This is a genomic window from Candidatus Eisenbacteria bacterium (genome assembly GCA_026388185.1).
In the GTDB taxonomy this organism is placed as follows: Bacteria; Eisenbacteria; RBG-16-71-46; order JAFGJU01; family JAFGJU01; genus JAPLKG01.
Window position 1 is genome coordinate 263,790 of the sequence record JAPLKG010000008.1, and the last position, 24,645, is coordinate 288,434.

Below are 24,645 nucleotides of genomic sequence, written 5' to 3' on the forward strand. Positions count from 1 at the left end.
CTGCAATATCACGCTAGAACGTAGGATTGCATGATGGAACAAAGCGTAGCGAATTCAAAGATCAACCGCATCGCATTCATCGGCAACTACTCGCCGCGTCAGTGCGGCATCGCCACATTCACCACGGACTTGTGTGAAGCCATCGCCGGCGAATATGGCGGAACAACGTGCATTGCCCTGCCCGTCAACGACATCGAGGCGGGCTACGACTATCCACCTCGCGTTCGATTCGAACTGACGGAAAAGGATATTGATTCTTACCGTCGTGCCGCCGACTTCCTGAATATCAACAACGTCGACCTGGTGAGCCTGCAATTCGAATACGGCATCTTCGGCGGGCGGGCGGGCAGTTACATCCTGGCCCTCTTGCGTGAATTGCGCATGCCGGTCGTCACGACATTGCACACCATCCTGCGCGATCCCGACCCGGATCAGCGAATGGTGCTGGAAGAGGTCGCGGCCCTGTCCGATCGGCTGGTTGTCATGAGTGGGCGCGGCGTGGAGTTCTTGCAAGAAGTTTACCGTGTGTTGCCGGAAAAGATTGATTTGATCCCGCACGGTATACCCGATGTGCCTTTTGTCGATCCGAGTTTCCACAAAGACTTGTTTGGAGTCGAGGGCAAGATCGTCCTTCTCAGTTTTGGCCTGCTCTCGCCGAACAAAGGGATCGAGAATGTCATCGCCGCTTTGCCCGCCATCGTGGCCCGGTATCCGAACGTGGTTTACATCATCCTTGGCGCGACCCATCCCCACGTGATTCAGCACGAAGGCGAAACGTATCGGCTGTCCCTGCAATGGCTGGCCCAAGAGAAAGGCGTGGAAGGTCACGTGATCTTTTACAATCGGTTTGTCAGTCTGGAGGAACTTGTTGAGTTCATCGGCGCGGCGGACGTCTACATTACGCCCTATCTCAACCCGGCGCAGATCACCTCCGGTACACTGGCTTACACGCTGGGGGCGGGCAAGGCCGTGATTTCAACGCCGTATTGGTATGCGGAGGAGATGCTGGCCGGAGAGCGGGGAGTGCTGGTGCCCTTCCGTGACCCGCCGGCGCTGGCCGAGCAAGTAATCGACCTCTTGGACAACGAGGCCAAGCGCCACGCCATGCGCAAGCGAGCCTACCTGTTTGGTCGGGCGATGATCTGGCCGCAGGTGGCACACCGCTACATGGAGAGCTTTGAACGCGCCCGAGCCGAACGCCGGCATTTCGCCACCCCCGGCTTCGCGGTCAAACCGCTCGACAAGCGTCCGGGCGAACTGCCCCCCCTCAAACTCGATCACTTGCGTCACATGACGGACGAGACCGGCATCTTGCAGCATGCCATTTTCACTGTGCCCAACTATCGTGAGGGTTACACCACGGACGACAACGCCCGCGCTCTAATGGTGAGCGCCCTCCTGGAGGAACTGGGTAGTGGAGAGTCATTCGAACTGACTTCCCGCTATCTGGCCTTCGTCTGGTATGCCTTCAATGCCGAGACCGGACGCTTCCGCAACTTCATGGATTACCAGCGGCGCTGGCTGGAAGATAGCGGCTCAGATGATTGCCACGGTCGCGCGTTGTGGGCGTTGGGTACGGTGTTGGGTCGTTCCAACACGCCGGCCCTACAGAGTATGGCTGGCCGGTTGTTCGAGCAGGCCCTGCCTGCCATTCTCAACACGACCAGCGTACGGGCCTGGGCCTTCGCGCTCATCGGCATCCACGAGTATCTACGGCGGTTTGCCGGTGATCGAATGGCAGGCCAGGTCCGGGAGGAATTATCCGGGCGTTTGTTGGGGTTGTATCAGAGCCATCGTTCGGCCGAATGGCTCTGGTACGAAGACACGCTGACCTACTGCAACGCCGCGTTGCCGCACGCCTTGCTCATGTGTGGGCAATTCATACCGAATACTGCCATGATCGAGGCCGGACTGGAGTCGCTCAGTTGGCTGGCCCACTTGCAGCACGCCGACGTGGGTGGGGGACATTTTGTTCCCATCGGATCCAATGGCTTTTATCAGCGGGGCGGCGAGCGTTCCCGGTTCGATCAACAACCTGTGGAGATACAAGCCATGAGCTCCGCCTGTCTCGAGGCCTACCGGATCACGGGTGACAAGCGCTGGCGGAAGGAAGCCCGCCGCGCCTTTGAGTGGTTCCTTGGGCGTAACGATCTGAACCTGCCCATCTACGATCCGACGACCGGTGGTTGTCGAGACGGCCTCCACCCCGACCGTCCGAACGAGAATCAGGGCGCCGAGTCTACGCTCGCCTTTCTTCAGACCTTGCTGGAGCTGCGTCTTGCCGAGAATAGCATTGTATCCGTGGAGGCACGATCTCAATGAGCAATCAACACGTCGAGCTCTTTAGCCGGTATAGGCTCAATCCCATATTGACCGCCGCAGATTGGCCCTACCCGGTCAACAGTGTGTTTAACCCCGGCGCCGTATTGCTACCGGACGGAACCACCCTGCTCTTGTGTCGGGTGGAAGATCGGCGCGGGCATTCCCACCTTTGCGCTGCTCGCTCCGCCAATGGCGTGGACGGTTGGCAGATTGACCAGCGGCCGACCCTGTTGGCTGACCCCGAGCACTTTCCAGAAGAACTGTGGGGCATTGAAGACCCGCGCATCACCTACGTCCCCGAGTCAAGTAAGTATGCCATCGTTTATACCGCCTACACACGCGACGGACCCGGCGTGGCATTGGCGTTCACGGAAGATTTCTGCCACTTTGAGCGCTATGGAGTGGTCATGCCACCGGAAGATAAGGATGCGGCTTTGTTGCCTCGTCGTATTGGCGGCAACTGGGCCCTGATCCATCGCCCGGTCAGTTCTCCAAGGGCACACATGTGGATGTCCTATTCGCCCGACCTGCGGCACTGGGGCAGCCACAAGCTGATGCTGGAAGCCCGGCGTGGCGGATGGTGGGATGCGAACAAGATCGGCCTCTCCCCCCCGCCCATCGAGACCCGGGAAGGTTGGCTGGTGATTTACCATGGTGTGCGGCAGACAAGTGCCGGTGGTTTTTACCGACTCGGGCTCGCTCTGTTTGATTTGGAAACACCTGAACGTTGCCTGAAGCGCGGCGACGAGTGGGTCTTCGGCCCAGAAGAACCCTACGAGCGGCAAGGGGACGTGAACAACGTCGTCTTTCCTTGTGGCAACACTATTGCCCCCGACGGCGACACCATCCGCCTGTACTACGGCGTAGCGGATAGGTGCATTGCCCTGGCCACAGGCAGTGTTCGGGCTTGCCTTGAGTGGCTGGAGCGCCCCCAAGCATTTTCAGAGAATCTTGCGCTTGACACCCGGCCGCAGTAGTGGTATCTATTAAGGGTTATTTCTTCGGAGGCGGTTATCCATAGGATTGGTGGAGCAAGATGTACGCAATAGTAGAAATTTCCGGTTTCCAGTACAGGGTCGAGCCTGACACCACGATAAAGGTCCCCAAACTCGAGAAGAAAATCGGAGACGAAGTGACAATCTCCAACGTGATGCTCTTTTCTGACGGGCAGCGCGTCAAGGTCGGTAAGCCGTTTCTCGAAGGCGCCAAAGTGACGGGAGTGGTGGTGTCGCAGGGCCGCGGCGAGAAGCTCATCGTGTTCAAGTTCAAGCGACGCAAAGGGTACAAGAAAAAAACGGGTCACAGACAGGATTTTACGGAGATAAAGGTTTCTTCCATAGAGGCCAAGTAGCGTGAGGGATCCGTTGAGGGATCCTTACGGGCCAAGTGGTGCGCGAGGCCGGTGGGGGAGGGGCCGACAACAAGCGGCCCGTCGGCGAAAGGCCGACCTTGAGCCACAGGGTAGCGAGGTGAGTTGAGTTGGCACACAAGAAAGGCGTTGGTAGTTCCCGCAACGGCAGAGACAGCCACGGCCAGAGGCTTGGGGTAAAGATGTACGGCGGCCAGTCTGTGAGCGCCGGCAGCATCATTGTGCGGCAAAGAGGCACGAAAATTCACCCCGGCATAAACGTCGGCATGGGTAAAGACGACACTCTCTTTGCCCTGATTTCGGGTAAGGTTGTCTTTTCGAGGCTGGGACGTTCCAGAAAGAAGGTCAGCGTACAGACCGTCTAGGGGTGCGATCTTGAGGCCGTGCGCCGCCGTCTGACGGTCGCGTGCGTTGCCTGTGCCGCGTGCCGCGCCGTTTTGTTCGTTGTCCTAATTCCTGTTCAAACGCAGTCTCGGCATTCTGCTACGGAGTTCTTGTCTAACCTCAATCCGAGAGAGCTTATGGCAAAAAGAACAGTCCAAACGAGTGAAGTCACCGAGAAATTGAAAGAGCTTTGCATGTCCGCCAGCTGGGACCTGGACGACGATCTCATCGGCGCGATCAAGGAAGGTTTGCGCGTTGAGGAATCTCCCACGGGAAAGCAGATACTGGAGCAGATTCTGGAGAACGCCCGCATTTCCCGCGAGACCAAACTTCCCAGCTGCCAGGACACGGGATTCGCCATCATTTTCCTGGAAATCGGTCAGGACGTGTGTCTCGAAGGCGGCGACCTTACGGAGGCCGTCTACGAGGGCGTGAGACAGGGTTACGGCGAGGCCTACTTGAGAAAGTCCATCGTGGACGATCCCGCAATTGACAGAAAGAACACCCGCGACAACACGCCCGCGGTCATTCACACCGAGATTGTCAAGGGTGACCGAGTGAAAATCACGCTTGCCGCCAAGGGTGGCGGTAGTGAGAACATGAGCGGCGTGGCGATGTTGAAGCCGGCCGACGGCATCGAGGGCGTGAGAAGATTCGTGGTCGAGAGAGTCAAGAAGGCCGGCGGTAATCCCTGCCCGCCGATAATCGTCGGCGTCGGGATTGGTGGCACCTTCGAAAAATGTGCCCTTCTCGCCAAGAAGGCGTTGTTGCGGCCGCTGGGTTCGCACCACCCCGACAAGAGATATGCTGCTTTCGAAACAGAACTTCTCAAGGAGATAAACTCGAGCGGGATCGGACCCCAGGGTTTGGGCGGAAGAGTCACGGCCCTGGCAGTGCATGTGGAAACCTTTCCTTGTCACATCGCCAGCCTGCCTGCTGCCGTTAACATAAATTGCCACGCCAGTCGTCACAAAGAAGCGATCATCTAGGACGAACGGGGCCGGGCGATCACTTGAGAAGACGCTGTTAGGAACTTGCTCGTGCGGATCTAGCGTTCAACTCTCCGGGAAAGGATGCGATCGTGAAAAGGGTTTCAGCACCGCTCACCGATAACGTGGTACAAGACCTGAGAGCCGGGGACGAAGTTTTCATCAGCGGAGTCATTTACGCCGCCAGAGACGCTGCTCACAAGAGAATGGTCGACCTTCTCTCGAAGGGCGAACCCCTGCCTTTTGATATCAAAGGACAAGTAGTCTATTACGCAGGTCCCACTCCCACCAGACCCGGGGAGGTCATCGGCTCGGCCGGCCCGACGACGAGCTACAGAATGGACCCCTACGCACCCATCCTCATACAGCACGGGCTCAAGGGCATGATAGGGAAGGGCCAGCGCACGGAGCCTGTAGTGGAGGCGATGAAGAAATTCAAGGCCGTGTACTTCGCGGCCGTCGGAGGTGCGGGAGCTCTCATTGCGCGAGCCGTCAAGGCGAACAAGATTGTGGCTTACGAGGAACTGGGGCCCGAAGCTGTAAGAATGCTCGAGGTCGTCGATTTTCCCGTAATTGTTGCTCAGGATTGTCACGGAGGCGACCTGTTTGTCGAGGGAGTGAAGAAGTACAGCCGGCCCTTCCCCTAAAGAGGGCTCGCCGTTTACCCGTTCTTCTCTCTGAAACTGCGTGGCTGTTTCTGTGGCGGTTTCTCAGGTTGCTGAACTTACCTGAGAAGGATTTTGAATCCAGTGAGAGTGGCAGGAATCATCCCGGCCAGGTACGCTTCCTCGCGATTCAACGGCAAAGCCCTGGCTCTCATAGAAGGCAAGACTCTGATACGCCACGTTTATGAAAGAGCCCTGTCCTCGCGCTGCCTCAACGAACTCATGGTGGCGACCGACGATTCACGCATTGCCCGCGAAGTCGAAGGCTTCGGCGGAAAAGCCGTCCTCACCTCTCCCGAACACAAATGCGGAACCGAACGCGCTGCCGAGGTAGCGAGAAAGCTTGATGCCGACTTTGTGGTGAACATCCAGGGTGACGAGATGATCTCCGCCGGCGAGATGATTGACGAGTGTGTTTCTCCCCTTCTCGGAGACTCTTCGCTCAACGTTTCCACTTTGGCAGTGGAGATAAGGAACAAGTGCGACCTCAATGATCCTAACGTGGTCAAGGTGGTGCGCGGCCTGAACGGAGACGCGTTGTTCTTCTCGCGCTCCCCCATACCTTACGCGCCACTTGCGTCCTTGGGGACAGTGCGCGCGGAGACGGGTGTCGAGCAGGGCGTCGAGTTCCTGAGACACGTGGGAATATACGGTTTCAAGCGGACGTTTCTTCTTGATTTTGTCAGGCTCGGGCAAACACCTCTCGAACTTGCCGAGTGTCTCGAGCAACTCAGAATCCTTGAACGTGGGCATAGAATTGCCGTCGTTCTGACGAATCACTCGTGCGTCGGAGTGGACGTGCCCTCGGACATCAAGAAGGCGACGGCCTTCTTGGCGTCGCTCGCCGGGCCGGTGCATAAAGGACGTGTACACTAGTGGCGGATCTATGAGTGCAAAATATGTTTTCGTGACAGGCGGAGTCGTCTCCTCGCTCGGAAAGGGCATCGCAGCCGCTTCGCTGGGTTTTCTTCTGAAGAACAGGAATCTCAACGTCACTCTTCAGAAATGCGATCCCTACCTCAACGTGGACCCGGGTACGATGAGTCCTTTTCAGCACGGAGAGGTGTTCGTGACCGAGGACGGTGCCGAGACCGACCTCGACCTGGGACATTACGAGAGATTCACCGGCATAAACATGAGTAAGAAGAACAACGTGACCGCGGGGCAGATCTACGACGCCGTGATCACGAAAGAACGCAGAGGCGACTATCTCGGAGGTACGGTTCAGGTAATTCCCCACGTGACCGACGAGATCAAGAGACGCATTCTCGAGGTCGGTTCCTCGGACGGCGCGGACGTTGCGATTATCGAAATAGGCGGCACGGTCGGCGACATCGAGAGTCTGCCCTTCCTGGAGGCCATCCGCCAACTGAGACTCGACTTGAAGAGGGAGAACACCGCCTTCATCCACGTCACGCTCGTTCCGTTCATGAAGGCCGCGAGAGAAACCAAGACCAAGCCGACACAGCACAGCGTCAGAGAGCTCAGGGAGATCGGTATTCAACCCGACGTTCTACTTTGCCGAAGCCAGGCCAAACTTTCTTCCGAGGCCAGGGAGAAGATCGCTCTGTTCTGCAACGTGTCGCACGAGTCGGTCATCGAGGCGCTTGACGTTGACTCCGTCTACGAAGTCCCTCTCATGTTCAGCGATGGTGGATTGGATGAGTTGATCGTCAGGCTTCTCTCTCTCAAGTGCGGCCCGTCGCACCTGGAAAGATGGAGCGAGATGGTCAGCGCGGTAAAGCACGCCGACAGGGAGGTCTCCATCGCCGTTTGCGGGAAGTACGTCCATTTGAGGGACGCATACAAGAGCATTTCGGAGGCCATCGTTCACGCGGGGATGGCCAACAAGGCGAGAGTGCAGATAGAATGGATTGACTCCGAGCAAGTCGAGAAGGAGGGCGCCGAGAATCTCCTTCGCAACGTGTCCGGCCTTCTGGTTCCCGGCGGTTTCGGACAGAGGGGGATCGAGGGGATGGTCCGAGCCATAGGCTACGCCAGAGAGCGAGGCGTGCCGTTCTTTGGGCTCTGCCTGGGACTGCAATGTGCCGTCATAGAATTTGCCAGATCGGTTTGCGGTCTCGAAAATGCAGACAGCTCCGAGTTCAACCCCTCCACGCCCCATCCCGTCATAGCTCTCATGCCGGAGCAGTCCAAGGTGCAGGCGATGGGAGGAACCATGAGGCTCGGCGCGTACGGATGCGATCTAAGAGAAGGATCCGTTGCCAGGAAGGCATACGGTTCGGACCACGTCAGCGAACGCCACAGACACAGGTACGAGTTCAACAATGGCTATCGCGCCGTTCTCGAGAAGCACGGTGCGTTCTTTTCCGGCGTGCAGACGGAACGCAACCTCGTTGAAATAATGGAACTCAAAGGGCATCCCTGGTACGTGGGTGTCCAGTTTCATCCCGAACTCAAATCACGACCTGACGCGCCTCACCCGCTCTTCCGCGAATTTGTGAAGGCCGCGCTTGAGTTTTCGAAAACGGTATCACTTCAAGAGAAGAGCGACGCCTGACACATTTCACCACGGAGGGATGTCTGAACCTCACGCTTGAGAAGAAAGTGCGAGTGGGTGACGTAATCTTCGGCGAGAGTCAACTCGCATTGATAGCCGGACCGTGCGTTATCGAGTCCAGAGAGCACTGTCTCGAGATTGCCGGGCGAATCAAACTGATTGCAGACGGACTCGGAGTGCCATTCGTTTTCAAGGCATCGTATTCGAAGGCCAACAGATCCTCCGTCCGTTCTTTCAGAGGGCCCGGTCTTGAGGAGGGCCTCGAGATCTTGTCCGCCGTAAGAGAGAGAATCGGAGTTCCCGTGCTTTCGGATGTTCACTGCCGGAGTGAGGTGGAACGAGCCGCGCGGGTGTTGGACGTGATTCAGGTTCCGGCCTTTCTCTGCCGCCAGACCGATCTTCTCCTGGCGTGTGGTGCCACTGGCAAACCCGTGAACGTGAAGAAGGGACAGTTTGTCGCGCCGGAGGACACAAAGTACGTTCTCGAAAAGCTTGCCTCTTCGGGATGCAGGAACGTCATACTCACGGAACGAGGGACGTGTTTTGGTTATCATAATCTTGTTGTTGACATGAGAGGCATAACGACCATGCGGTCGATGGGAGTGCCCGTCGTCTTTGACGTCACGCACAGTCTACAGCGGCCCGGCGGGGAACGCACGTCCGGCGACACGGCCTTTGCGGCAACCCTGGCCAGAGCGGCCGTTGCGGCTGGCAGTGACGCCCTCTTTGTGGAGACGCACGAGAAGCCTGATGGCGCTCCTTCTGATTCGGAAACCATGCTGCCCGTCTCGTCTCTCAAGAGATTTCTGGAGGACATGATTAGAATTCGGGAAGCCTTTCTGAAGTGCTCACTGAGTTGAAGGGAAGACGCCCAAGTCTTGAGTGGCTGGAGCGGGGAGCGAGGCACAATTCGGGTGTTTCTTGCACTCGCGCGGCGGTGCCGCGTGCGACGAGAGAGAGCAGAAGCGATCGGACAGGCGGAGTGCGAGCAGGAGCGAGGGAACGTGAGTGAGGGAAACAGTGAGAAGAGACTGGAAGCAGGTCTGGACGGGCGGATGAGACGCATCAAGGCCGTCTTCTTCGACGTGGACGGAGTCCTCACCGACGGAAAAATTTACCTCGGACGCCGGGAGGACGCTAAGGCCTATTCCACAAAGGACGGTTTCGGAATCCTCGTGGCAGGCACGGCAGGCTTGGAAGTCTCCCTCGTGACGGGCCGCAGTTCGGCGAGCGTCACGCGCAGAGCCGGCGAGCTTGGAATCAAGGCCTTTCAGAACGTGGAGGACAAGCTCGCGTGCGTGAGGACCATCTGCGAGAGAACCGGTCTTGGGCTCGACGAAGTCGGTTTCGCCGGAGACGATCTTAACGATCTCAAGGTCATGAAGGAAGTCGGAGTGGCTTTTGCAGTGGCCAACGCCGCGGACGAGATCAAGGCAGTCGCTCATCTCACGATTTCAAAGAACGGTGGGGAAGGAGCGGCGAGAGAAGTGATCGAACGAATACTCAGGAGCCAAGGAAAGTGGGACGAGGCCGTCAGAAAGTTCGTCGGCTAGACAAGACGTCGATGTCAGCGCTCGACGTGGCAAGGCAGGTCTTGAGAAAAGAAGGCGAGGCCGTTCTTTCTCTTGCGGAGACGATCGGATCCGAGTTCGAACGTGCCGTTGAGACGGTAATTGCCGGCAAGGGCAGGGTGATCGTGACCGGTGTGGGTAAGTCGGGCATAATTGCCAGCAAGATAGCCGCCACCCTGACCAGCACCGGCACGCCGGCCTTCTTCATACATCCCGGAGACGCCGCCCACGGAGACATCGGTGTCGTGGAGAAAGGCGATGTTGTGATCTTTGTGTCCAAGAGCGGTGAGACTGCGGAGCTGACGCAACTCCTCCCGGTGCTCAAGAGACTCGGCGTGACCCTCATCTCCATAACGGCCGCGAAGGATTCTCCGATCGCCCGGGCGAGCCACTGCGTGCTGGAAACTGGCGCCGTCTCCGAGGCCTGTCCGTTTGACGTGGTTCCCACGACGAGCACGACCTGCGCGCTTGCGGTGGGAGATGCTCTTGCCGTAGCTCTGTTGAGGCTCAAGGGTTTTACCAGGGAAAACTTCGCCTTCTTTCATCCGGGCGGACTCCTTGGGCAGATGCTCAACCTCAAGGTTGAGGACGTCATGCACGCCGGGGACGAGCTTCCCAGGGTGGGAGAAGGCGTTTCCATGAAGGACGCAATCCTGGAAATAATGAACAAGGGGTTGGGTGTTACCACGATCGTTGATGCGGGCGGAAAGCTGTCCGGTATCGTGACGGACGGCGACATCAAGAGGATTCTCCTGAAATCACGCGACATTTTCACGCTGAAGGTGGGAAACGTGATGTCGAGCAAGCCGCGCACGATTGCCAGGGACGAGCTCGTTGCCACCGCGGTCAAGAGGATGGAAGAAAACCGGCCTTCTCCAATTACCTGCCTGATAGTCGTCTCGTCTTCCGGCGAGCCGGAAGGAGTCGTCCATCTTCACGACTGCCTCAGGGCAAGAGTCACTCGCTGACGTGATTCCGCCGACAGATATCTTGTTGATGTCTCGCCGATTAGCCTCGACCGCCTTGGCATGGTCTATGCTTGACGCCTCCCGCCTTTTTTGCTAACTTGCCTCAGGGGGAAGACGACTTTGGGTAAACAGCTCAGGTGGGCAACGGTGTATGTTCTTGCCAGAGGTTTGATGCTGCTGGGCCGCGTTCTTCCGCGCTCGGTGGCGTTGAGATTATTTGGTGGGCTCGGCGCGGCGGGTTTCCTTCTGCTGCGTAGAGACAGGACGAGAGCTGAGGTCAATCTGTCTCTCGCGTTCTCCGAGTATTCAAGGAAGGAGATTCGCAAGCTCGCTCGCCGTGTTTACGTGGAGCTTGGAAGAAATTGTGTGGACGTCTTCGGGCTGTCTGCGTTGAAGTGGCACGAACTGGATGACTTCGTTAGTGTGCAGGGTGTGACTCACTTCGATGAAGCCGTGTCGCGCGGGAAAGGCGTAATAGCCGTAACGGGTCACATCGGTTGCTGGGAGCTCTTGGCGGCGTACTTTTCAATGATCGGATATCCGCTGGCCGTTATTGTTCGACCGCTCAGGGATCGGAAGCTCGAGAAGTTGATCGACGACTTGCGGAGGTCAAAGGGAATGAAACCCATCTCGAGAGTGAGCAACGTCAAGGCCGCGTACAGTTGGCTTAAACGCGGTGGAGTACTGGGGGTGCTCATCGACCAAGACACGTCGGTCAAGGGTACATTCTGTGATTTTTTTGGTCGTCCGGCGTTCACGCCTGTCGGGCCCGCCTATCTGGCTCTGCGTACGGGCGCAGCGATCGTGCCGATGGCCATTCAAATGGAAGAAGATGGCACTCACACGATACGAATAAGAGAGCCTATCGACGTTCCTCGCGACCTGGACACGGAGACGTGCGTGCATTCGGTCATGCAGGCGTGCACGCAGGCCATAGAGGACTACATCAGACGCCGGCCGGCCCAGTGGGTCTGGATGCACGAAAGATGGAAGACCGCGTCCGCCCCGGCGAACGTGAAGGCCGAAAGCGAGGCTTCGCGAGGAAAAGGATGCGCCGTTCAAACCTGAAGTATTTTCTCCTGATTGCCGTTTTCTGTTGCGCGATATGCGTGAGCGTGGCAGGCTGCGAAAAGCACTCGAGTTCGAGTCCCGAAAAGACTCCCGCAGAGACACCGGATCAGGAAGTGGGGAATTTTTCCCTGACCGAGAGCCTGGAAGGCACCAAGAAGTGGACTCTTTGGGCAGAGTGGGCAGCCATTTACAACGAAAAGGCGAAAGTTCATGCGAGAAACGTCCGAATAGACTTCTTTGAGGAGGACGGCACCAAGTTTTCCGAGCTGAAGGCCGACTCCGGGATAATTGACCAGAAAACCAACGACATGGAAGCTCGGGGGAACGTGTTCGTAAAAACTGAGGACGGTATCACTCTCGAGACCCAATCCTTGAGTTGGCTCAATCTTGCTCAGAAAATACTGTCCGACGATTTCGTGAAGATAACTCAAGGGAGAGACGTACTTACCGGCTTCGGTCTAGTTAGTGATCCCAGCCTCAACGAGTTCGAGATAAAGAAGAACGTTCAGGCCTTCGTGATCGACAAAGAGGGTAAGCTCGTCCCGAAGGGATAGCCAGGAGGCGGCAGTGGGGGAAGCGATGAAAGTTCTCAAAGCCGAGGGGCTTGTAAAGAATTTCGGGAGGTGGACCGTGGTGAACGACGTGAGCCTTGAGGTCGGGCAGGGCGAAGTCGTGGGGCTTCTCGGGCCAAACGGAGCGGGCAAAACGACCACGTTCCACATGATCGTGGGTCTCCTCAGACCCGACGCGGGCAGAGTCATGCTCGCTTCTGCAAATGTGACTCGCGTCCCCGTTTTTCGCAGAGCCCGCATGGGACTTGGCTATCTTTCCCAGGAACCCTCCATTTTTAGAAAGCTGACCGTGAGGGAGAACATCCTCTCCATCTTGGAGACCCTGGACCTCACCCACAAGGAGCGAGAGACCAGGGTCGCGAGTCTCCTGGAAGAACTCGGAATCTCTCACCTTGGTGATCGGAGTGCCTACAAGCTCTCCGGAGGGGAGAGAAGGCGAGTGGAGATCACGAGGGCGCTCGTGAGTAATCCAAGTTTCATGCTGCTGGACGAACCCTTTGTCGGCATAGACCCCATCGCCGTCGGCGAGATTCAAGACATCGTTCTCAGACTGAAGCAGAAAGGAATAGGGGTCCTCATCACGGATCACAGTGTCAGGGAAACTCTTTCGGCCACGGACAGGGCGTACGTCATGTTCGAGGGGAGAATACTGCTCTCCGGCACCGGAGAACAGTTGGCCGGCGACCCTCTTGCCAGGAAGATATATCTGGGCGATAAATTCAGGCTCTAGCGCAGGGATTGGAACGTGACATGGAACTAAAGCACAGTCTTCAACTGACACAGAAGCCCACGTTGATAATGACACAGAGGCTTCAACAGGCACTGAAGCTACTGCAAGTGCCCACGCTCGAGCTTCAACAGATCTTGAAGCAAGAGCTTCTTCAGAACCCTCTCCTGGAAGAAGTGGACGAAGAGGAAGAAGTTCAAGAAACGTCCAGCTCCGAAGAGGAGACGAGCACGGCGGACGAGCCCGAACCCGTGGAGAAAGAGGATCCGCTTGAGTGGGCCGAGTACTATCAGGAAGGCTACGATGCATCTCCGGGCAGACCCGACAACTCCGCCGATCTGCCCGAACGGGTCCCGATCACAGTTCCCACACTGCGCGAGCACCTGCAGAGTCAGTTGAGAATCTCCACCGACGATCCCGAGCTTACTGAGATTGGGGAGTTTCTCATAGGTTCCATCGACGACAGGGGATTCCTCACGATTACCGCCGAAGAAGTGGCGACGTTGATTGGAAAACCCGTGGAGAGGGTTGAGGAGGCCATCAAGTTGGTCCAGTCGTTAGAACCTCCGGGCATCGGCGCACGGGATCTGAGGGAATGCCTCCTCATCCAGTTGAGTCGTGAGGACGCGGCCGAGAGTCTGGCCGCCAGAATAGTCAGAGATCATTTCGATTCCCTCAAGGATAGAAAATTCGCCGAGATCGCAAAGAAGATGCGTGTTCCGATCGTACAGATCCAGGCAGCGGGCGACATAATCTCGAGACTCAATCCGAAGCCGGGTTTCTTGATATCGCAGGAGGAACCGAGGTACGTGGTTCCGGACCTGGTTGTGGATAAGGTCGAGGACAAGTACGTCGTGTTTCTCAACGACCGCCACGTTCCGAGGCTTCGCATCAACCCTTCGTATCGAGACATGTTGCGGGGAGAAAAGGCTCGGAAGGACAAGACAAGAGAGTACATCATAGGCAAGCTCAACTCAGCGAAATGGCTTATTCAGACGATAGAACAGAGACGAAAGACCATGGTCAAGGTGATGAAATGTATCGTGGACAGTCAGGAGGAATTTCTCGACAAAGGGATCGCCTTCTTGAGGCCTCTGACTCTGCAACAGGTGGCCAATCAGATTGGAATGCACGAATCAACCGTCAGCAGAGTCACAAACAACAAGTATGTGCAAACCCCGAGAGGGGTGTTCGAGCTCAAGTTTTTCTTCTCGAGCAAGTTGCAGACCGATGCCGGCGAAGATATGAGCGCGAAGAGCGCGAAGGACATAATCTCCGTGCTGGTGGAGGAAGAAGACAGGTCGGATCCTCTGAGCGACCAGAAGATTGCCGACATCTTGAGAGATAGAGGTCTCAGGATCGCAAGGCGCACCGTGGCAAAGTACAGAGAGCAGCTGAGATTACTACCGGCTCGCTACAGAAAACGACACTAGCCGTTCTTGTGTCCACGTTCCCGCAGGGGTAAACGTTGATGGCAGTTGCCAGGCTTCCCCTCTGGGCCAGAAAGCCGTTCGCCGAAAACAATGCGACGCGTGAAGTCGACCGTCTGTTGGAGACGCTCGGGCTGAACACAGTCTGCAGGAGCGCGCGATGTCCCAACAGGTGGGAATGCTATTCTTTGCCTTCCCTCACTTTCATAATCCTTGGCACAGTCTGTACGAGAAAATGTGGGTTCTGCGGCGTCTCGAAAGGAGAGCCTGGAAGCGTCGATGCCCGAGAGCCGTTCCGCCTCGCGCAGGCCGCGAGGAAGCTCCGGCTCGATTTCGTGGTGCTCACTTCCGTAACGAGGGACGACCTGTCGGACGGCGGGGCGTCTCATTTTGCCAGGTGCGTGGAGGAACTGCGAGGGATAGAGACCGGGCCGGGAGTCGAAGTTCTGGTCCCTGATTTCGGAGGGGAAAGCCGATTCTGTTTGCTTGTGCTGGAGGCACGTCCTGATGTATTCTCTCACAACGTGGAAACCATACCCAGGCTTTACCCGACGGTGAGGCCCGGCGCCGATTATTCTGTTTCGCTCAAGCTTATCGAAACTGCCGCGCTTCGTGCCTCAGGCAGCGTCGTCGTCAAATCGGGGTTCATGGTCGGTCTTGGTGAGAAAGAGGAGGAGGTGATGGATGTTCTGAGAGATCTTAGGAATGCGGGCTGCCGGTCTGTCACAATAGGGCAATACCTCAGGCCCACGTTGCGCAGCCTGCCCGTCAGAGAGTACGTTTCCCCTGAACGTTTCCGCCACTATGAGGAGACGGGAAAGCGGTTGGGATTCGACGCCGTGTATGCTGGCCCCCTGGTCAGAAGTTCATACAAGGCTTTTGAGATTTGGAGGAATGTCAATGGAGATCACGACTCGAAGTAAGAATTTCACTGCAAGCCCCGCAATCAGGAGTTATACCGAGGAGAAACTCTCCAAGCTGGAGAAGTACTCGAAAAAACTCGTTGAGGCCCACGTGATGTTCTCTCTCGAAAGATACAGGCACATTGCTGAAGTCGTGCTTAGGCTTAACGGTGGTGATATCACGAGTCGCGCCGAAAGCAACGACATGTATTCTTCCATTGATACGGTTGTTGATAAGCTCGAAAGGATGTTGAATAAGAGGAAAGACAAGGTCACGAGCAGGCGCCAGAGGGGCTCTTTGAAGGAGTCTGGGGCCAAGCTCGAGACGTTAGGGAAACTCGCGACCCTCAGGCCGAAAAAGGTCGTGCCTCGACAAATGACCGTGGAAGAGGCCATGGACGCTCTGGAAAGAAGTCGCGAGGACATTCTGATATTCGTGAATGCTGCGACGGAGAGAACCACGGTGCTTCAAAAGAGAGGCGACGGAAACTTCGCTCTGATGGAGCCGGTGAGCTAAGATGCACGGAATCACAATTAGCAGATTCTATGATGATAAACGTGAGGATCTTCATCTGGAACTCCTCACCAAATCCCTCGAGTCCAAGACAGAGATCACGGCGAGTGACGTGAATAGACCGGGCCTCGCTTTTGCAGGGTTCGTCGGGAATTTCCTCCACGAAAGGGTTCAAGTCCTCGGGCAGACGGAATCACTCTATCTGGGCACGCTTCCGGCCGACAAGAGGAGGGAGGCAATCGGGAGGCTGTTCAATTTCGCTCTCCCTTGCATCATCGTGGCGAAGGGGCTGGACGTGCCGCCCGAATTCATCGAACTCGGAAATGCTCATTCCGTGCCCATTCTCAGGACCTCCCTCACTACCACTCCTTTCATACGTGAGCTGACGGCCTATCTTGACGACGTGTTTGCTCCGCGCACGGTGGTGCACGGCTCTCTTGTGGACGTCTATGGCATAGGGCTTTTGTTCACCGGACGGAGCTCCATCGGTAAGAGCGAGTGCGCGCTTGACCTTGTGGAGAGAGGTCACAGGCTCGTGGCCGACGACGTCGTGAACGTCATGAAGCGGCACGGCAATTTCCTCATAGGTATTTCCTCGGAAATCTTGCGGCATCGCATCGAGATCCGAGGACTCGGAATAATCGACGTGAGAAGCATATTCGGGATCCGATCCGTCAGACTCCAGAAGAGAATCGAAGTGGAAGTCAGGCTCCAGGATTGGAGTGACGCAGATGACTACGAGAGAATAGGGCTCGAAGATAGGATGACAAACGTACTCGACGTCGAGATTCCGATTGTCACGGTACCGGTCGTGCCCGGCAAGAACATCACTGTCATCGCAGAGGTGATAGCCCTCAATCACATTGTGAAGATCTACGGATATCATCCTGCCAAAGACTTTGATGAGAAGCTCATGCAGGCCATGCATCGCAAGAGCTTGCAAGACAGGCTCGTCAGCGGTGATTGGGAATGACGGAGGCAAGTTCTATCAAGACCCAGGACGAAGGCGCATGCGAGACGAAGGCGCCGCGATTTGTGGTGATCACGGGCGTGTCGGGGGCCGGAAAGAGCTACGCGATCAAATGCCTCGAGGACATCGGATTCTTCTGCGTGGACAACATGCCCGCCACGCTGATTCCCGTTCTTGCCGATCTCTGCCTTCAGTACGGTGACAAGATTTCTAACATCGCCCTGGTCGTTGACATACGAGAGAGGGATTTTCTTGACAACATTGCCGGCAGCCTTTCCGAACTGCGCGGCAAAGGAGTCGAGTACGATCTCCTTTTTCTTGACGCGACGGACGAGGCACTTCTGAGGAGGTTCAGGGAGACTCGGAGGAAGCATCCGCTCGGCGAAGGAGTGGGTGTGCTCGAGGGCCTCCACGAGGAGAGAAGAAGGGTGGCCTTCCTGAGGGACTCTGCAAGAAGGGTGATCGATACTTCTGCAATGACCCCGGGAGAGTTGAGGGACGTCCTGTTCGCCGCCTTCGCCACGTCGGACACGAAGCCGGAGCTACTCACGACGATAGTCTCCTTCGGGTACAAGTTCGGCTTGCCTCTTGATTCGGACGTGGTTCTTGACGCTCGCTTCCTGCCCAATCCCCACTACGTACATGAGCTGCGGGCTTACACGGGCAATGACAAGAAGGTCGTCGCTTTTCTCGAAGCGTGTGACGTGACCCTCGAGTTCCTGGAGCGCCTCGAGAGCTTTCTCGGATTTCTCCTGCCGCGGTTCGAGAAAGAGGGCAAATCCTATCTCACGATCGCCGTTGGGTGCACCGGAGGAAGGCATCGCTCCGTCTACGTCGCGAACAAGATCGCGGATGTGCTCGAGAGACAGGGAGTCGACGTGCGGGTGCAGCACAGGGACGTGAACAGATGATCTGAACGGACGGCCTGGGGTTGCACCTGGCCTGGAAACCGATCACTCGGCTGCCCCATGTTTTTCGCGACAACGGGGTGAGGGAGACGCAGCCTAGGAAATGACAAGGGCATTATTGGTCACTCACGGAAACCTCGGAAGTGAACTGGTCAACACCGCGCAGCTCATAGTGGGCCCGCAGACCGGCGTGAAAGTCCTTTCGAATGAAGAACTCTCCTCCGAGAGCCTGTGCGAGGCCGTGCAGGGTGAGGTGCGCACGTACGGCCAGGACGATACGGTGATTTTCGTGGACGTGGCTGGAGGCAGTTGCCTCACGGCCTGCAAGTCGGCGCAGAGCGAGTGCAAGAGAATCAAGGTAGTTTCGGGTGTAAACCTGCCGATGGTGCTGGAATTCTTTCATTACAGGAGCAAACTCCCGTTTGACGAGCTTGTGGAGAGGATTCTCGCAAAGGGCAGGGGCGGCATCCAGGCCTTATAGGCGTTTTGTGAAGCTTGTTTTGATGAGGATAGACGACAGGCTGCTTCACGCCCAGGTGGCGGTGGGCTGGGTCGGCGCGCTCTCGCCGGACGTCGTCATCGTGGCCGACGATGACGCGGCTTCGACGCCGGGCCAGGCAAAGCTTCTGGGCATGGGCCTGCCTGACAATGTTGAGCTTGTGGTAGCGAAGGTGGGCGAAGCGGCAGGCATATTGAAGGAAAGAGCCCTCGACACGAAGAAATGCATCTTGCTTGTGCGGGATCCTCTTGGCGCACTTCAAATTCTTGAGGCCGGGCTCTCCGTGGAATGGATCAACGTCGGCGGAATGCACTTCGGTGAAGGAAAAACGAAACTCCTTCCGTACGTCTTTGTGGACGGGCGGGATTCTGAAATTCTGCAGGAGCTTGCCGCCGGAGACGTGAGGCTCGTGGCCCAGGATGTGCCTGGGAATCCGTCCTACGACGTTGTCAAACTACTCAGGAAGGGCAAACTTGAAGAAGACTAGCTTCGTATTCTGTGTACACAATCACCAACCTGTCGGGAATCTGGACTTCGTGCTGGAGGATGCTTTCGAGAGGGCCTACCTGGCCTTTCTGAACGTCTTGGCCCGACATCCGTCCATCAAGACCGCGTTTCACGTGAGCGGGGCGCTCCTCGAGTGGATTGAGAGGCATCATCCCCAGTACTTTGACCTGGTGCGTTCACTTGTGACGCGAGGCCAGCTCGAAATCATGACCGGCGGCTTCTACGAGCCGGTGCTTCCCTCGGTACCCGACGAGGACAAGATAGGACAGACAAGAAAACTGACTTCGTTCGTGAAAGAGAAATTCGGTTTTCAGGCCAGGGGCTTGTGGCTTGCGGAGAGAGTCTGGGAGCCGTCGCTGGCAAGCGCAATCGGGAGGGCCGGCGTTGAATATACGGTCGTGGATGATTCCCATTTCAAGAGCGCAGGTCTACCGGAAAACGAGCTCCTCGGATACTACCTGACAGAGGATCAAGGTACGGTCATCAAGGTGTTCTCGGGTAGCAAACGTCTCAGATACCTGATTCCGTATGCCGATCCCCACGAAACGCTGGACTACCTGCGCGAGAAAGCCTCCGAAACCGAAGACACTCTTCTCGTTTTTGCGGACGACGGAGAGAAATTCGGGATATGGCCCGGGACTCACAAACTCTGCTATGAAGACAAGTGGCTAGAGAGATTCTTTACAGCATTGGAAGCAAACAAGGAATGGGTGAGCGTTGTCACATTCTCGGAATATATCTCGCAGCACAAACCCCTCGGTTGGGTTTTTCTTCCCGCGGCGTCGTACGCGGAAATGATGGAGTGGAGTCTTCCCGTCGAGGCTCAGCTCAGGTATCACGAATTCCTAGGAAAGCTGAGTGCGAGCGGTGAATTCGAGAGATACGAGAGCTTCGTGAAGGGAGGATTCTGGCGCAATTTTCTTAGTAGGTATCCTGAGAGCAATTGGATGCACAAGCGCATGCTGTACGCAAGGCGTAAGGTGTTGAGAGACGTCCCTTCGGAGCTTCGGAAGGCGTCTTCGGAATCGAGGAGGCCACTCGGGTCGGCCGGGGCTCGCGAGGTCGCCCTCAACGAAATATGGAAGGCGCAGTGCAATTGCGCGTACTGGCACGGGGTCTTCGGCGGTCTCTATTTGCCTCATCTGAGAGAGGCCATCTACAGGCACATCATCCGAGCGGACAAACTGGCGAGTGAGGTGCCGGGGAATGTCGCGCCCGCGCCGACTGTTGAGCGAGTCGATGTTGACGGAGACGGTGCGGAGGAGATCGCGATCTCGAACGGCAAGCTTGTGTGTTTCATCGCTCCGGCCAGGGGAGGGACCGTCGTAGAGATTGATGACGTGGCTCACGAGATAAACCTCGTCAACACTCTGGCCCGTCGCAGGGAGGCGTATCACAGTCAGATCAAGACCGGCGCCGGCGATAAATCCGGTGAGAAGGTCGCCAGTATTCATGACGCGGTCGTGGCGAAGGAGGAAAAACTGGACGAGTTCCTCTTCTACGACAGGTTCCCCAGGGTTTGCCTGCTCGACCATTTTCTGTCGCCCCGGACTTCGCTCAGCGAACTCTTTGAAAGCAAATTCGAGGACCTGGGGAATTTCGCGGGTGCTCCCTACACCGAGAAATCACCCTTCAGGGATGGGCGAGTCGTGTTGAGCGCCTCGGGGATGGTCCGTTCGGCGACCGAAACGGCACGCTTGACCATCGACAAGACTCTGTCTGTTCCAGCCGGTGTGGCTTCACTCCAGGTGTCCTACGATCTCAGTTTCGGAAGCCAGAGGGGCGCGGAGTTGCTGTTTGTTCCCGAACTGAATCTATTGATTCCCTCCGGCCGCGGAGCCCAGGGCAAGGTTGACACAGACGCGTTGGGCGCGCGGGTTGTAGAACTCTCGAGTCCCGGCGAATTTCTTGGCGTCAGAGGGTTGACATTGACTGACGAACGCGTGGGACTCTCGGTGACGATCTCGATGGGAACGGCTTGCAAACTCTGGCAATTCCCCGTCGAAACAGTTTCCCTGTCCGAGGGCGGCCTCGAGAAAATCTATCAGGGCACGTGTGTCATGCTGGCCTGGCCGCTGCCCGCGGGGATCAGGCAAGCGAGCTTCGATATTCGTATGGAGTTCAAAACCTCGGACGCTAAGCACGCTCTGACAAGCAGTACGCGCGCGGCCGGGAGATAAGGAATGTTGAGGGAGATTCTTCTTCTCTGTCTGGCCGGCGGAGTGTGCGCGCTCGACACGGCCACCGCCTGGCAGCTCATGCTGAGCCAGCCCCTCGTGAGTGGGACGGCTGCGGGCTTGTTGGTCGGCGCCCCCCACGCGGGGATCTTCATAGGACTCGTGCTTCAACTCCTCTGGTCCGCCGCCATTCCCATGGGAGCCCGCCCCATGCCCGACGCGCCTGTCGGATCCGTGAGCGGGGTCTGGTTCGCCGTGACTCTTCTTGAAACCAATTGCCTCGCTTCGTCTTCCTTTTGCTATCTTCTCGGCCTGATTGCCGCCTTGGCCGTGGCGCTGTTGGGGAGACGGACAATACTGCTCGAGCGCGAGATCGGTCGAAGGCTCTTCAAGAGATTCGTGAAAAATGTGAACGACGGTCGGGACGCCCGCCCGGAGAAGGCGGTCTCGCTTGCCGTGGCGATCGGCTTTGCGCGGGGCTTTCTCCTATGTCTTCTGGCCATGGGTGCTCTGACTCCACTGGCGCTCTTGCTTGCGGAGAATCCCGGCCTGTCAGCGCGTGACTACAGTCTCACGCTTCTAGTTCTTGAGGCCCTGGGGGTGGGCGTCCTCTTCTCCGTTTTTGTCGGCAGGTCAAGAGCTCGCCTCCTCACCTTCGGGGGTGGTGCGGCCTGGGCTTTTCTCATCATGAGCGTTTTTCGCCGATGAGGTGTCAAGTGGGCGAGAGGAACCTGGGCAAGTTGGATCTTGTTCGGTTGGTGCTCCGTTCCTTCTATCTGCAGGCGGCGTGGAACTACGAAGGCCTGCAGACGTTGGGGTTTGCGTATGTGATGTTTCCCGTGGCCCGCAAGCTCGGTTGTGGAACGACCGCGACACGGGAATTCGCAGTGCGACATCTCAGGCTTTTCAATACGAATCCTGTTCTTGCTTCGTACATCATCGGGGCTACTGCAAAGCTGGAAGAAGAGCGTGAAAGGGGGAAGGTGAGCGCCGCCGACGTGGAAGCGCTAAAGAGCTCGCTCGCCGTTCCTCTTGCCGCCGTCGGTGATCGTTTCTTCTGGGCAAGCATGAGACCACTTTCCGGAATGCTGGGTGTGCTGATTGCGGGTGGGTTCGGGGTCCTGGGCGCGGTTGCGTTGCTCGTGCTGTACAACGTCTTCCACATCTACTACAGGGTGAAGGGTGTGCTCAGAGGATACACGTTGGGCGCCGGTGTCGTCGGAGAGATTCCGAAGCTTAGGCTCATGACACTGAGCCGGACCGTCGGATGGGTTGGGGCCGCGACAGCGGGCATTCTGCTCGTGGGGGTCGTTCATGCCTGGAGCGGTGGGTGGAAACGGGAGGCCCTGTTGCTGCTTCCTGTCGTGGCGATAGCGAGCGGGCTTCTGCGAGAGTCGTTTCAGAAGAGAATCACCGAGGTCGCCATCGCCGTTGGAGCCGCGGGGCTTGTTTTGACAGCCAGCGGGATTTTCGGTTAGTATCACGTGGAACTTGTTTTGGAAGAACAATGCTTGTGACAACGCTTACAATCACTAACGACCCGGGTGTTCACCTGCGGGCTGCGGCGATATTCGTGAAGGAAGCCAGCCGGTTTAGGTCGGACATTTGGGTGATGAAAGACGACATCGAAGTCAACGGCAAGAGTATTCTCGGGCTTGTCTCTCTTGTTGCCGAGCGAGGTTCGTCCATCCGTATAAGGGTCCAAGGAGAGGATGAAACCGAGGCGCTCGCGATCCTCACTGATCTCGTTCAGAACAAGTTCTACGAGGACCAATAGCAGGTTTTCCGCATGGCAGTATCCAACTCCAGAATCATCAGAGGCATCCCGGCGTCTCCTGGAATTGCCATCGGCAAAGCTCACATTCTTGAACTCGAAGAGCTCCACGTGAGGGAGAGACAGGTCGAGCCCCAGGACGTTGAGGAAGAAGTCCGGCGATTCAAGGCCGCTCTTTTCACGGCGCGCAAGGAGATGGAAGCGCTGATAGAAACAATAGAGGAAGAACTCGGACCGGAGCAGGCGAAGATATTCGACGCACACTTGATGATACTCGATGACGTCGTGGCTGTAGACAAGACGATGAAGGCGATTCGCGAAGGAAGAAGGAACGCCGAGTTTGCGTACAGAGGAACCCTTTCCGAGATCGCGGAAGGGCTTGACCTCGCCAAGGAAGAGCATTTCAGGGACAGCGCAGCCGACGTACGTGATGTCAAGAGAAGGGTCATAAGACACCTGCTCGACGAACCTCGACGAGGCCTCGGAACGATAAAGGGACAGGTAGTGCTGCTGGCGCACGACCTCACGCCGAGCGAAGCGGTGTTGCTGAGCAAGGACACCGTGCTCGGCTTTGCCACGGACTCTGGTGGCAGGACGTCGCACGCAGCCATAATGGCTCGGTCGAGAGGCATCCCCGCCGTTGTCGGGCTCAAATACGTGACGGCCCACGTCAAGGCCGGAGACACGGTGGTAGTGGACGGGAATAGGGGCTTGGTCGATGTGAATCCCACCGATCAGGCCCTTCAGGAATACAGGAAGAGACAACAGCGGCTACTCGATCTGGAAGGAATGCTACTCGACATAAGAGAGCTGCCCGCGGTCACGACTGACGGACACAGAATAGAGCTTTCGGCAAACATAGAGATGCCGGAGGAGGTGGAGTCCGCCCTGGCAAAGGGAGCGGGAGGCGTCGGACTGTACAGAACGGAATTCTTCTACATGAAGAGTGCCAAACTCCCGGGAGAGGAAGAACAGTACGAGGCATACAAGAAAGTCGCCGAGAGATGTCATCCGTATCCCGTGATAATTCGCACGGTGGACGTCGGAGGCGACAAGTTTGCCTCCTATCTCGGAGCCGCGAAGGAGAACAATCCATTCCTTGGGTGGAGAGGGATAAGGTTCTCCCTGGAGAGACAGGAGATATTCAAGATCCAATTGAGGGCGATTTTCCGTGCGGCCGCGGCCGGCAACGTGAAACTGATGTTCCCGATGATTTCCAGCCTCGACGAACTGAGACAGGCCAACACAATCTGTGCGCAGGTTCAAGAAGATCTGAGGCAGAGAGGCGTGCCTTTCGGAGACAATTGTGAAATAGGGATCATGGCGGAAACGCCCGCATCAGTCATGATAGCTGATTCCCTGGCCGGAGAGGCCGATTTTTTCAGCATCGGTACGAACGACCTCATACAATATACGCTCGCAGTAGACAGAGGCAATGAGAAGATTGCCTATCTGTATGATCCCTTGCATCCGGCCATCCTGAAGTCCATAAAGACACTGGTGGACGCGGGACACAGGCACAACATCTGGGTCGGAGTGTGTGGTGAGATGTGCGGTGATCCTGTCGGGGCAGTGATCTTGCTGGGGCTCGGCCTGGACGAATTCAGTACAAGCCCGTACCTTCTTCCCGAAATAAAAACGATCGTGCGTTCTGTGAGCTACGCGGAGACCAAGGAGCTTGCAGACAAGGCCTTGTGTCTATCGACGGCTGCAGACGTCAGAAGCTTCGTCGAGGAAGTGATTGTAGCGAAGTTTCCTCAAATCCTGTCCCCTTGATTCGCCGTCCTGCTGGTAACTGTCCGACT

The 24,645-nt window shown here is 56.9% G+C and carries 26 protein-coding genes; all 26 read left to right on the forward strand.

Going from position 1 to position 24,645, the window contains the following annotated elements; translation table 11 throughout:
* Window positions 1–33: 33 nt before the first annotated feature.
* A complete protein-coding gene (locus tag NTX17_03945; GenBank protein ID MCX5800518.1) occupies window positions 34–2,322 on the forward strand; it encodes a glycosyltransferase family 4 protein in 2,289 nt (762 codons plus the stop codon).
* On the forward strand, window positions 2,319–3,299 hold the full coding sequence (locus tag NTX17_03950) for a glycosidase (protein MCX5800519.1): 981 nt from the start codon (window positions 2,319–2,321) through the stop codon (window positions 3,297–3,299). Before NTX17_03945 ends, NTX17_03950 begins: the two co-directional genes overlap by 4 nt.
* A gap of 59 nt (window positions 3,300–3,358) precedes the next feature.
* Window positions 3,359–3,673, forward strand: a complete 315-nt coding sequence (gene rplU / locus NTX17_03955) for a 50S ribosomal protein L21 (protein MCX5800520.1) — start codon at window positions 3,359–3,361, stop codon at window positions 3,671–3,673.
* Between the two features lie 128 nt (window positions 3,674–3,801).
* Window positions 3,802–4,056 (forward strand): 50S ribosomal protein L27, encoded by a 255-nt coding sequence (rpmA, locus tag NTX17_03960; protein MCX5800521.1) that lies wholly within the window; start codon window positions 3,802–3,804, stop codon window positions 4,054–4,056.
* Between the two features lie 156 nt (window positions 4,057–4,212).
* On the forward strand, window positions 4,213–5,064 hold the full coding sequence (locus tag NTX17_03965) for a fumarate hydratase (GenBank protein ID MCX5800522.1): 852 nt from the start codon (window positions 4,213–4,215) through the stop codon (window positions 5,062–5,064).
* 89 nt (window positions 5,065–5,153) lie between these two features.
* Window positions 5,154–5,711: a Fe-S-containing hydro-lyase gene (locus NTX17_03970; GenBank protein ID MCX5800523.1), complete on the forward strand. Its 558-nt coding sequence runs from the start codon at window positions 5,154–5,156 to the stop codon at window positions 5,709–5,711.
* A gap of 102 nt (window positions 5,712–5,813) precedes the next feature.
* Window positions 5,814–6,605 (forward strand): 3-deoxy-manno-octulosonate cytidylyltransferase, encoded by a 792-nt coding sequence (gene kdsB, locus NTX17_03975; protein MCX5800524.1) that lies wholly within the window; start codon window positions 5,814–5,816, stop codon window positions 6,603–6,605.
* 10 nt (window positions 6,606–6,615) lie between these two features.
* Window positions 6,616–8,250: a CTP synthase gene (locus NTX17_03980; GenBank protein MCX5800525.1), complete on the forward strand. Its 1,635-nt coding sequence runs from the start codon at window positions 6,616–6,618 to the stop codon at window positions 8,248–8,250.
* 53 nt (window positions 8,251–8,303) lie between these two features.
* Window positions 8,304–9,110, forward strand: coding sequence for a 3-deoxy-8-phosphooctulonate synthase (gene kdsA / locus NTX17_03985; protein MCX5800526.1), 807 nt, complete (start codon window positions 8,304–8,306; stop codon window positions 9,108–9,110).
* 144 nt (window positions 9,111–9,254) lie between these two features.
* A complete protein-coding gene (locus NTX17_03990; GenBank protein MCX5800527.1) occupies window positions 9,255–9,803 on the forward strand; it encodes an HAD hydrolase family protein in 549 nt (182 codons plus the stop codon).
* An 11-nt stretch (window positions 9,804–9,814) separates the two neighbouring features.
* Window positions 9,815–10,789, forward strand: coding sequence for a KpsF/GutQ family sugar-phosphate isomerase (locus NTX17_03995; protein ID MCX5800528.1), 975 nt, complete (start codon window positions 9,815–9,817; stop codon window positions 10,787–10,789).
* A gap of 120 nt (window positions 10,790–10,909) precedes the next feature.
* On the forward strand, window positions 10,910–11,857 hold the full coding sequence (locus NTX17_04000; GenBank protein ID MCX5800529.1) for a lysophospholipid acyltransferase family protein: 948 nt from the start codon (window positions 10,910–10,912) through the stop codon (window positions 11,855–11,857).
* Window positions 11,839–12,414 (forward strand): LPS export ABC transporter periplasmic protein LptC, encoded by a 576-nt coding sequence (gene lptC / locus NTX17_04005; protein MCX5800530.1) that lies wholly within the window; start codon window positions 11,839–11,841, stop codon window positions 12,412–12,414. The genes NTX17_04000 and lptC overlap by 19 nt, the downstream gene beginning before the upstream one ends.
* A gap of 25 nt (window positions 12,415–12,439) precedes the next feature.
* Window positions 12,440–13,162: an LPS export ABC transporter ATP-binding protein gene (gene lptB / locus NTX17_04010; protein MCX5800531.1), complete on the forward strand. Its 723-nt coding sequence runs from the start codon at window positions 12,440–12,442 to the stop codon at window positions 13,160–13,162.
* Between the two features lie 20 nt (window positions 13,163–13,182).
* Window positions 13,183–14,592, forward strand: a complete 1,410-nt coding sequence (gene rpoN, locus NTX17_04015) for an RNA polymerase factor sigma-54 (GenBank protein ID MCX5800532.1) — start codon at window positions 13,183–13,185, stop codon at window positions 14,590–14,592.
* 38 nt (window positions 14,593–14,630) lie between these two features.
* Window positions 14,631–15,512: a lipoyl synthase gene (gene lipA / locus NTX17_04020; GenBank protein ID MCX5800533.1), complete on the forward strand. Its 882-nt coding sequence runs from the start codon at window positions 14,631–14,633 to the stop codon at window positions 15,510–15,512.
* On the forward strand, window positions 15,490–16,008 hold the full coding sequence (gene raiA / locus NTX17_04025) for a ribosome-associated translation inhibitor RaiA (protein ID MCX5800534.1): 519 nt from the start codon (window positions 15,490–15,492) through the stop codon (window positions 16,006–16,008). Before lipA ends, raiA begins: the two co-directional genes overlap by 23 nt.
* 1 nt (window position 16,009) lies before the next feature.
* Window positions 16,010–16,978: an HPr(Ser) kinase/phosphatase gene (gene hprK, locus NTX17_04030; protein ID MCX5800535.1), complete on the forward strand. Its 969-nt coding sequence runs from the start codon at window positions 16,010–16,012 to the stop codon at window positions 16,976–16,978.
* A complete protein-coding gene (gene rapZ / locus NTX17_04035; GenBank protein MCX5800536.1) occupies window positions 16,975–17,886 on the forward strand; it encodes an RNase adapter RapZ in 912 nt (303 codons plus the stop codon). The genes hprK and rapZ overlap by 4 nt, the downstream gene beginning before the upstream one ends.
* Window positions 17,887–17,986: 100 nt before the next feature.
* The gene (locus tag NTX17_04040; protein MCX5800537.1) at window positions 17,987–18,364 is read left to right on the forward strand and encodes a hypothetical protein; all 378 of its coding nucleotides are present in this window, start codon (window positions 17,987–17,989) and stop codon (window positions 18,362–18,364) included.
* A 22-nt stretch (window positions 18,365–18,386) separates the two neighbouring features.
* Window positions 18,387–18,869, forward strand: a complete 483-nt coding sequence (locus NTX17_04045) for a PTS sugar transporter subunit IIB (GenBank protein MCX5800538.1) — start codon at window positions 18,387–18,389, stop codon at window positions 18,867–18,869.
* On the forward strand, window positions 18,856–21,069 hold the full coding sequence (locus NTX17_04050) for a DUF1926 domain-containing protein (protein ID MCX5800539.1): 2,214 nt from the start codon (window positions 18,856–18,858) through the stop codon (window positions 21,067–21,069). Before NTX17_04045 ends, NTX17_04050 begins: the two co-directional genes overlap by 14 nt.
* Window positions 21,070–21,072: 3 nt before the next feature.
* Window positions 21,073–21,774 carry a PTS sugar transporter subunit IIC gene (locus tag NTX17_04055; protein MCX5800540.1) on the forward strand — a complete coding sequence of 234 codons (702 nt, stop codon included), beginning with the start codon at window positions 21,073–21,075 and terminating at the stop codon, window positions 21,772–21,774.
* A gap of 8 nt (window positions 21,775–21,782) precedes the next feature.
* Window positions 21,783–22,544 carry a PTS system mannose/fructose/sorbose family transporter subunit IID gene (locus tag NTX17_04060; GenBank protein MCX5800541.1) on the forward strand — a complete coding sequence of 254 codons (762 nt, stop codon included), beginning with the start codon at window positions 21,783–21,785 and terminating at the stop codon, window positions 22,542–22,544.
* Window positions 22,545–22,573: 29 nt separating this feature from the next.
* Complete coding sequence (locus NTX17_04065; protein MCX5800542.1) at window positions 22,574–22,843, forward strand: HPr family phosphocarrier protein; 270 nt, start codon at window positions 22,574–22,576, stop codon at window positions 22,841–22,843.
* 12 nt (window positions 22,844–22,855) lie between these two features.
* Window positions 22,856–24,616 (forward strand): phosphoenolpyruvate--protein phosphotransferase, encoded by a 1,761-nt coding sequence (ptsP, locus tag NTX17_04070; protein ID MCX5800543.1) that lies wholly within the window; start codon window positions 22,856–22,858, stop codon window positions 24,614–24,616.
* Window positions 24,617–24,645: the final 29 nt, after the last annotated feature.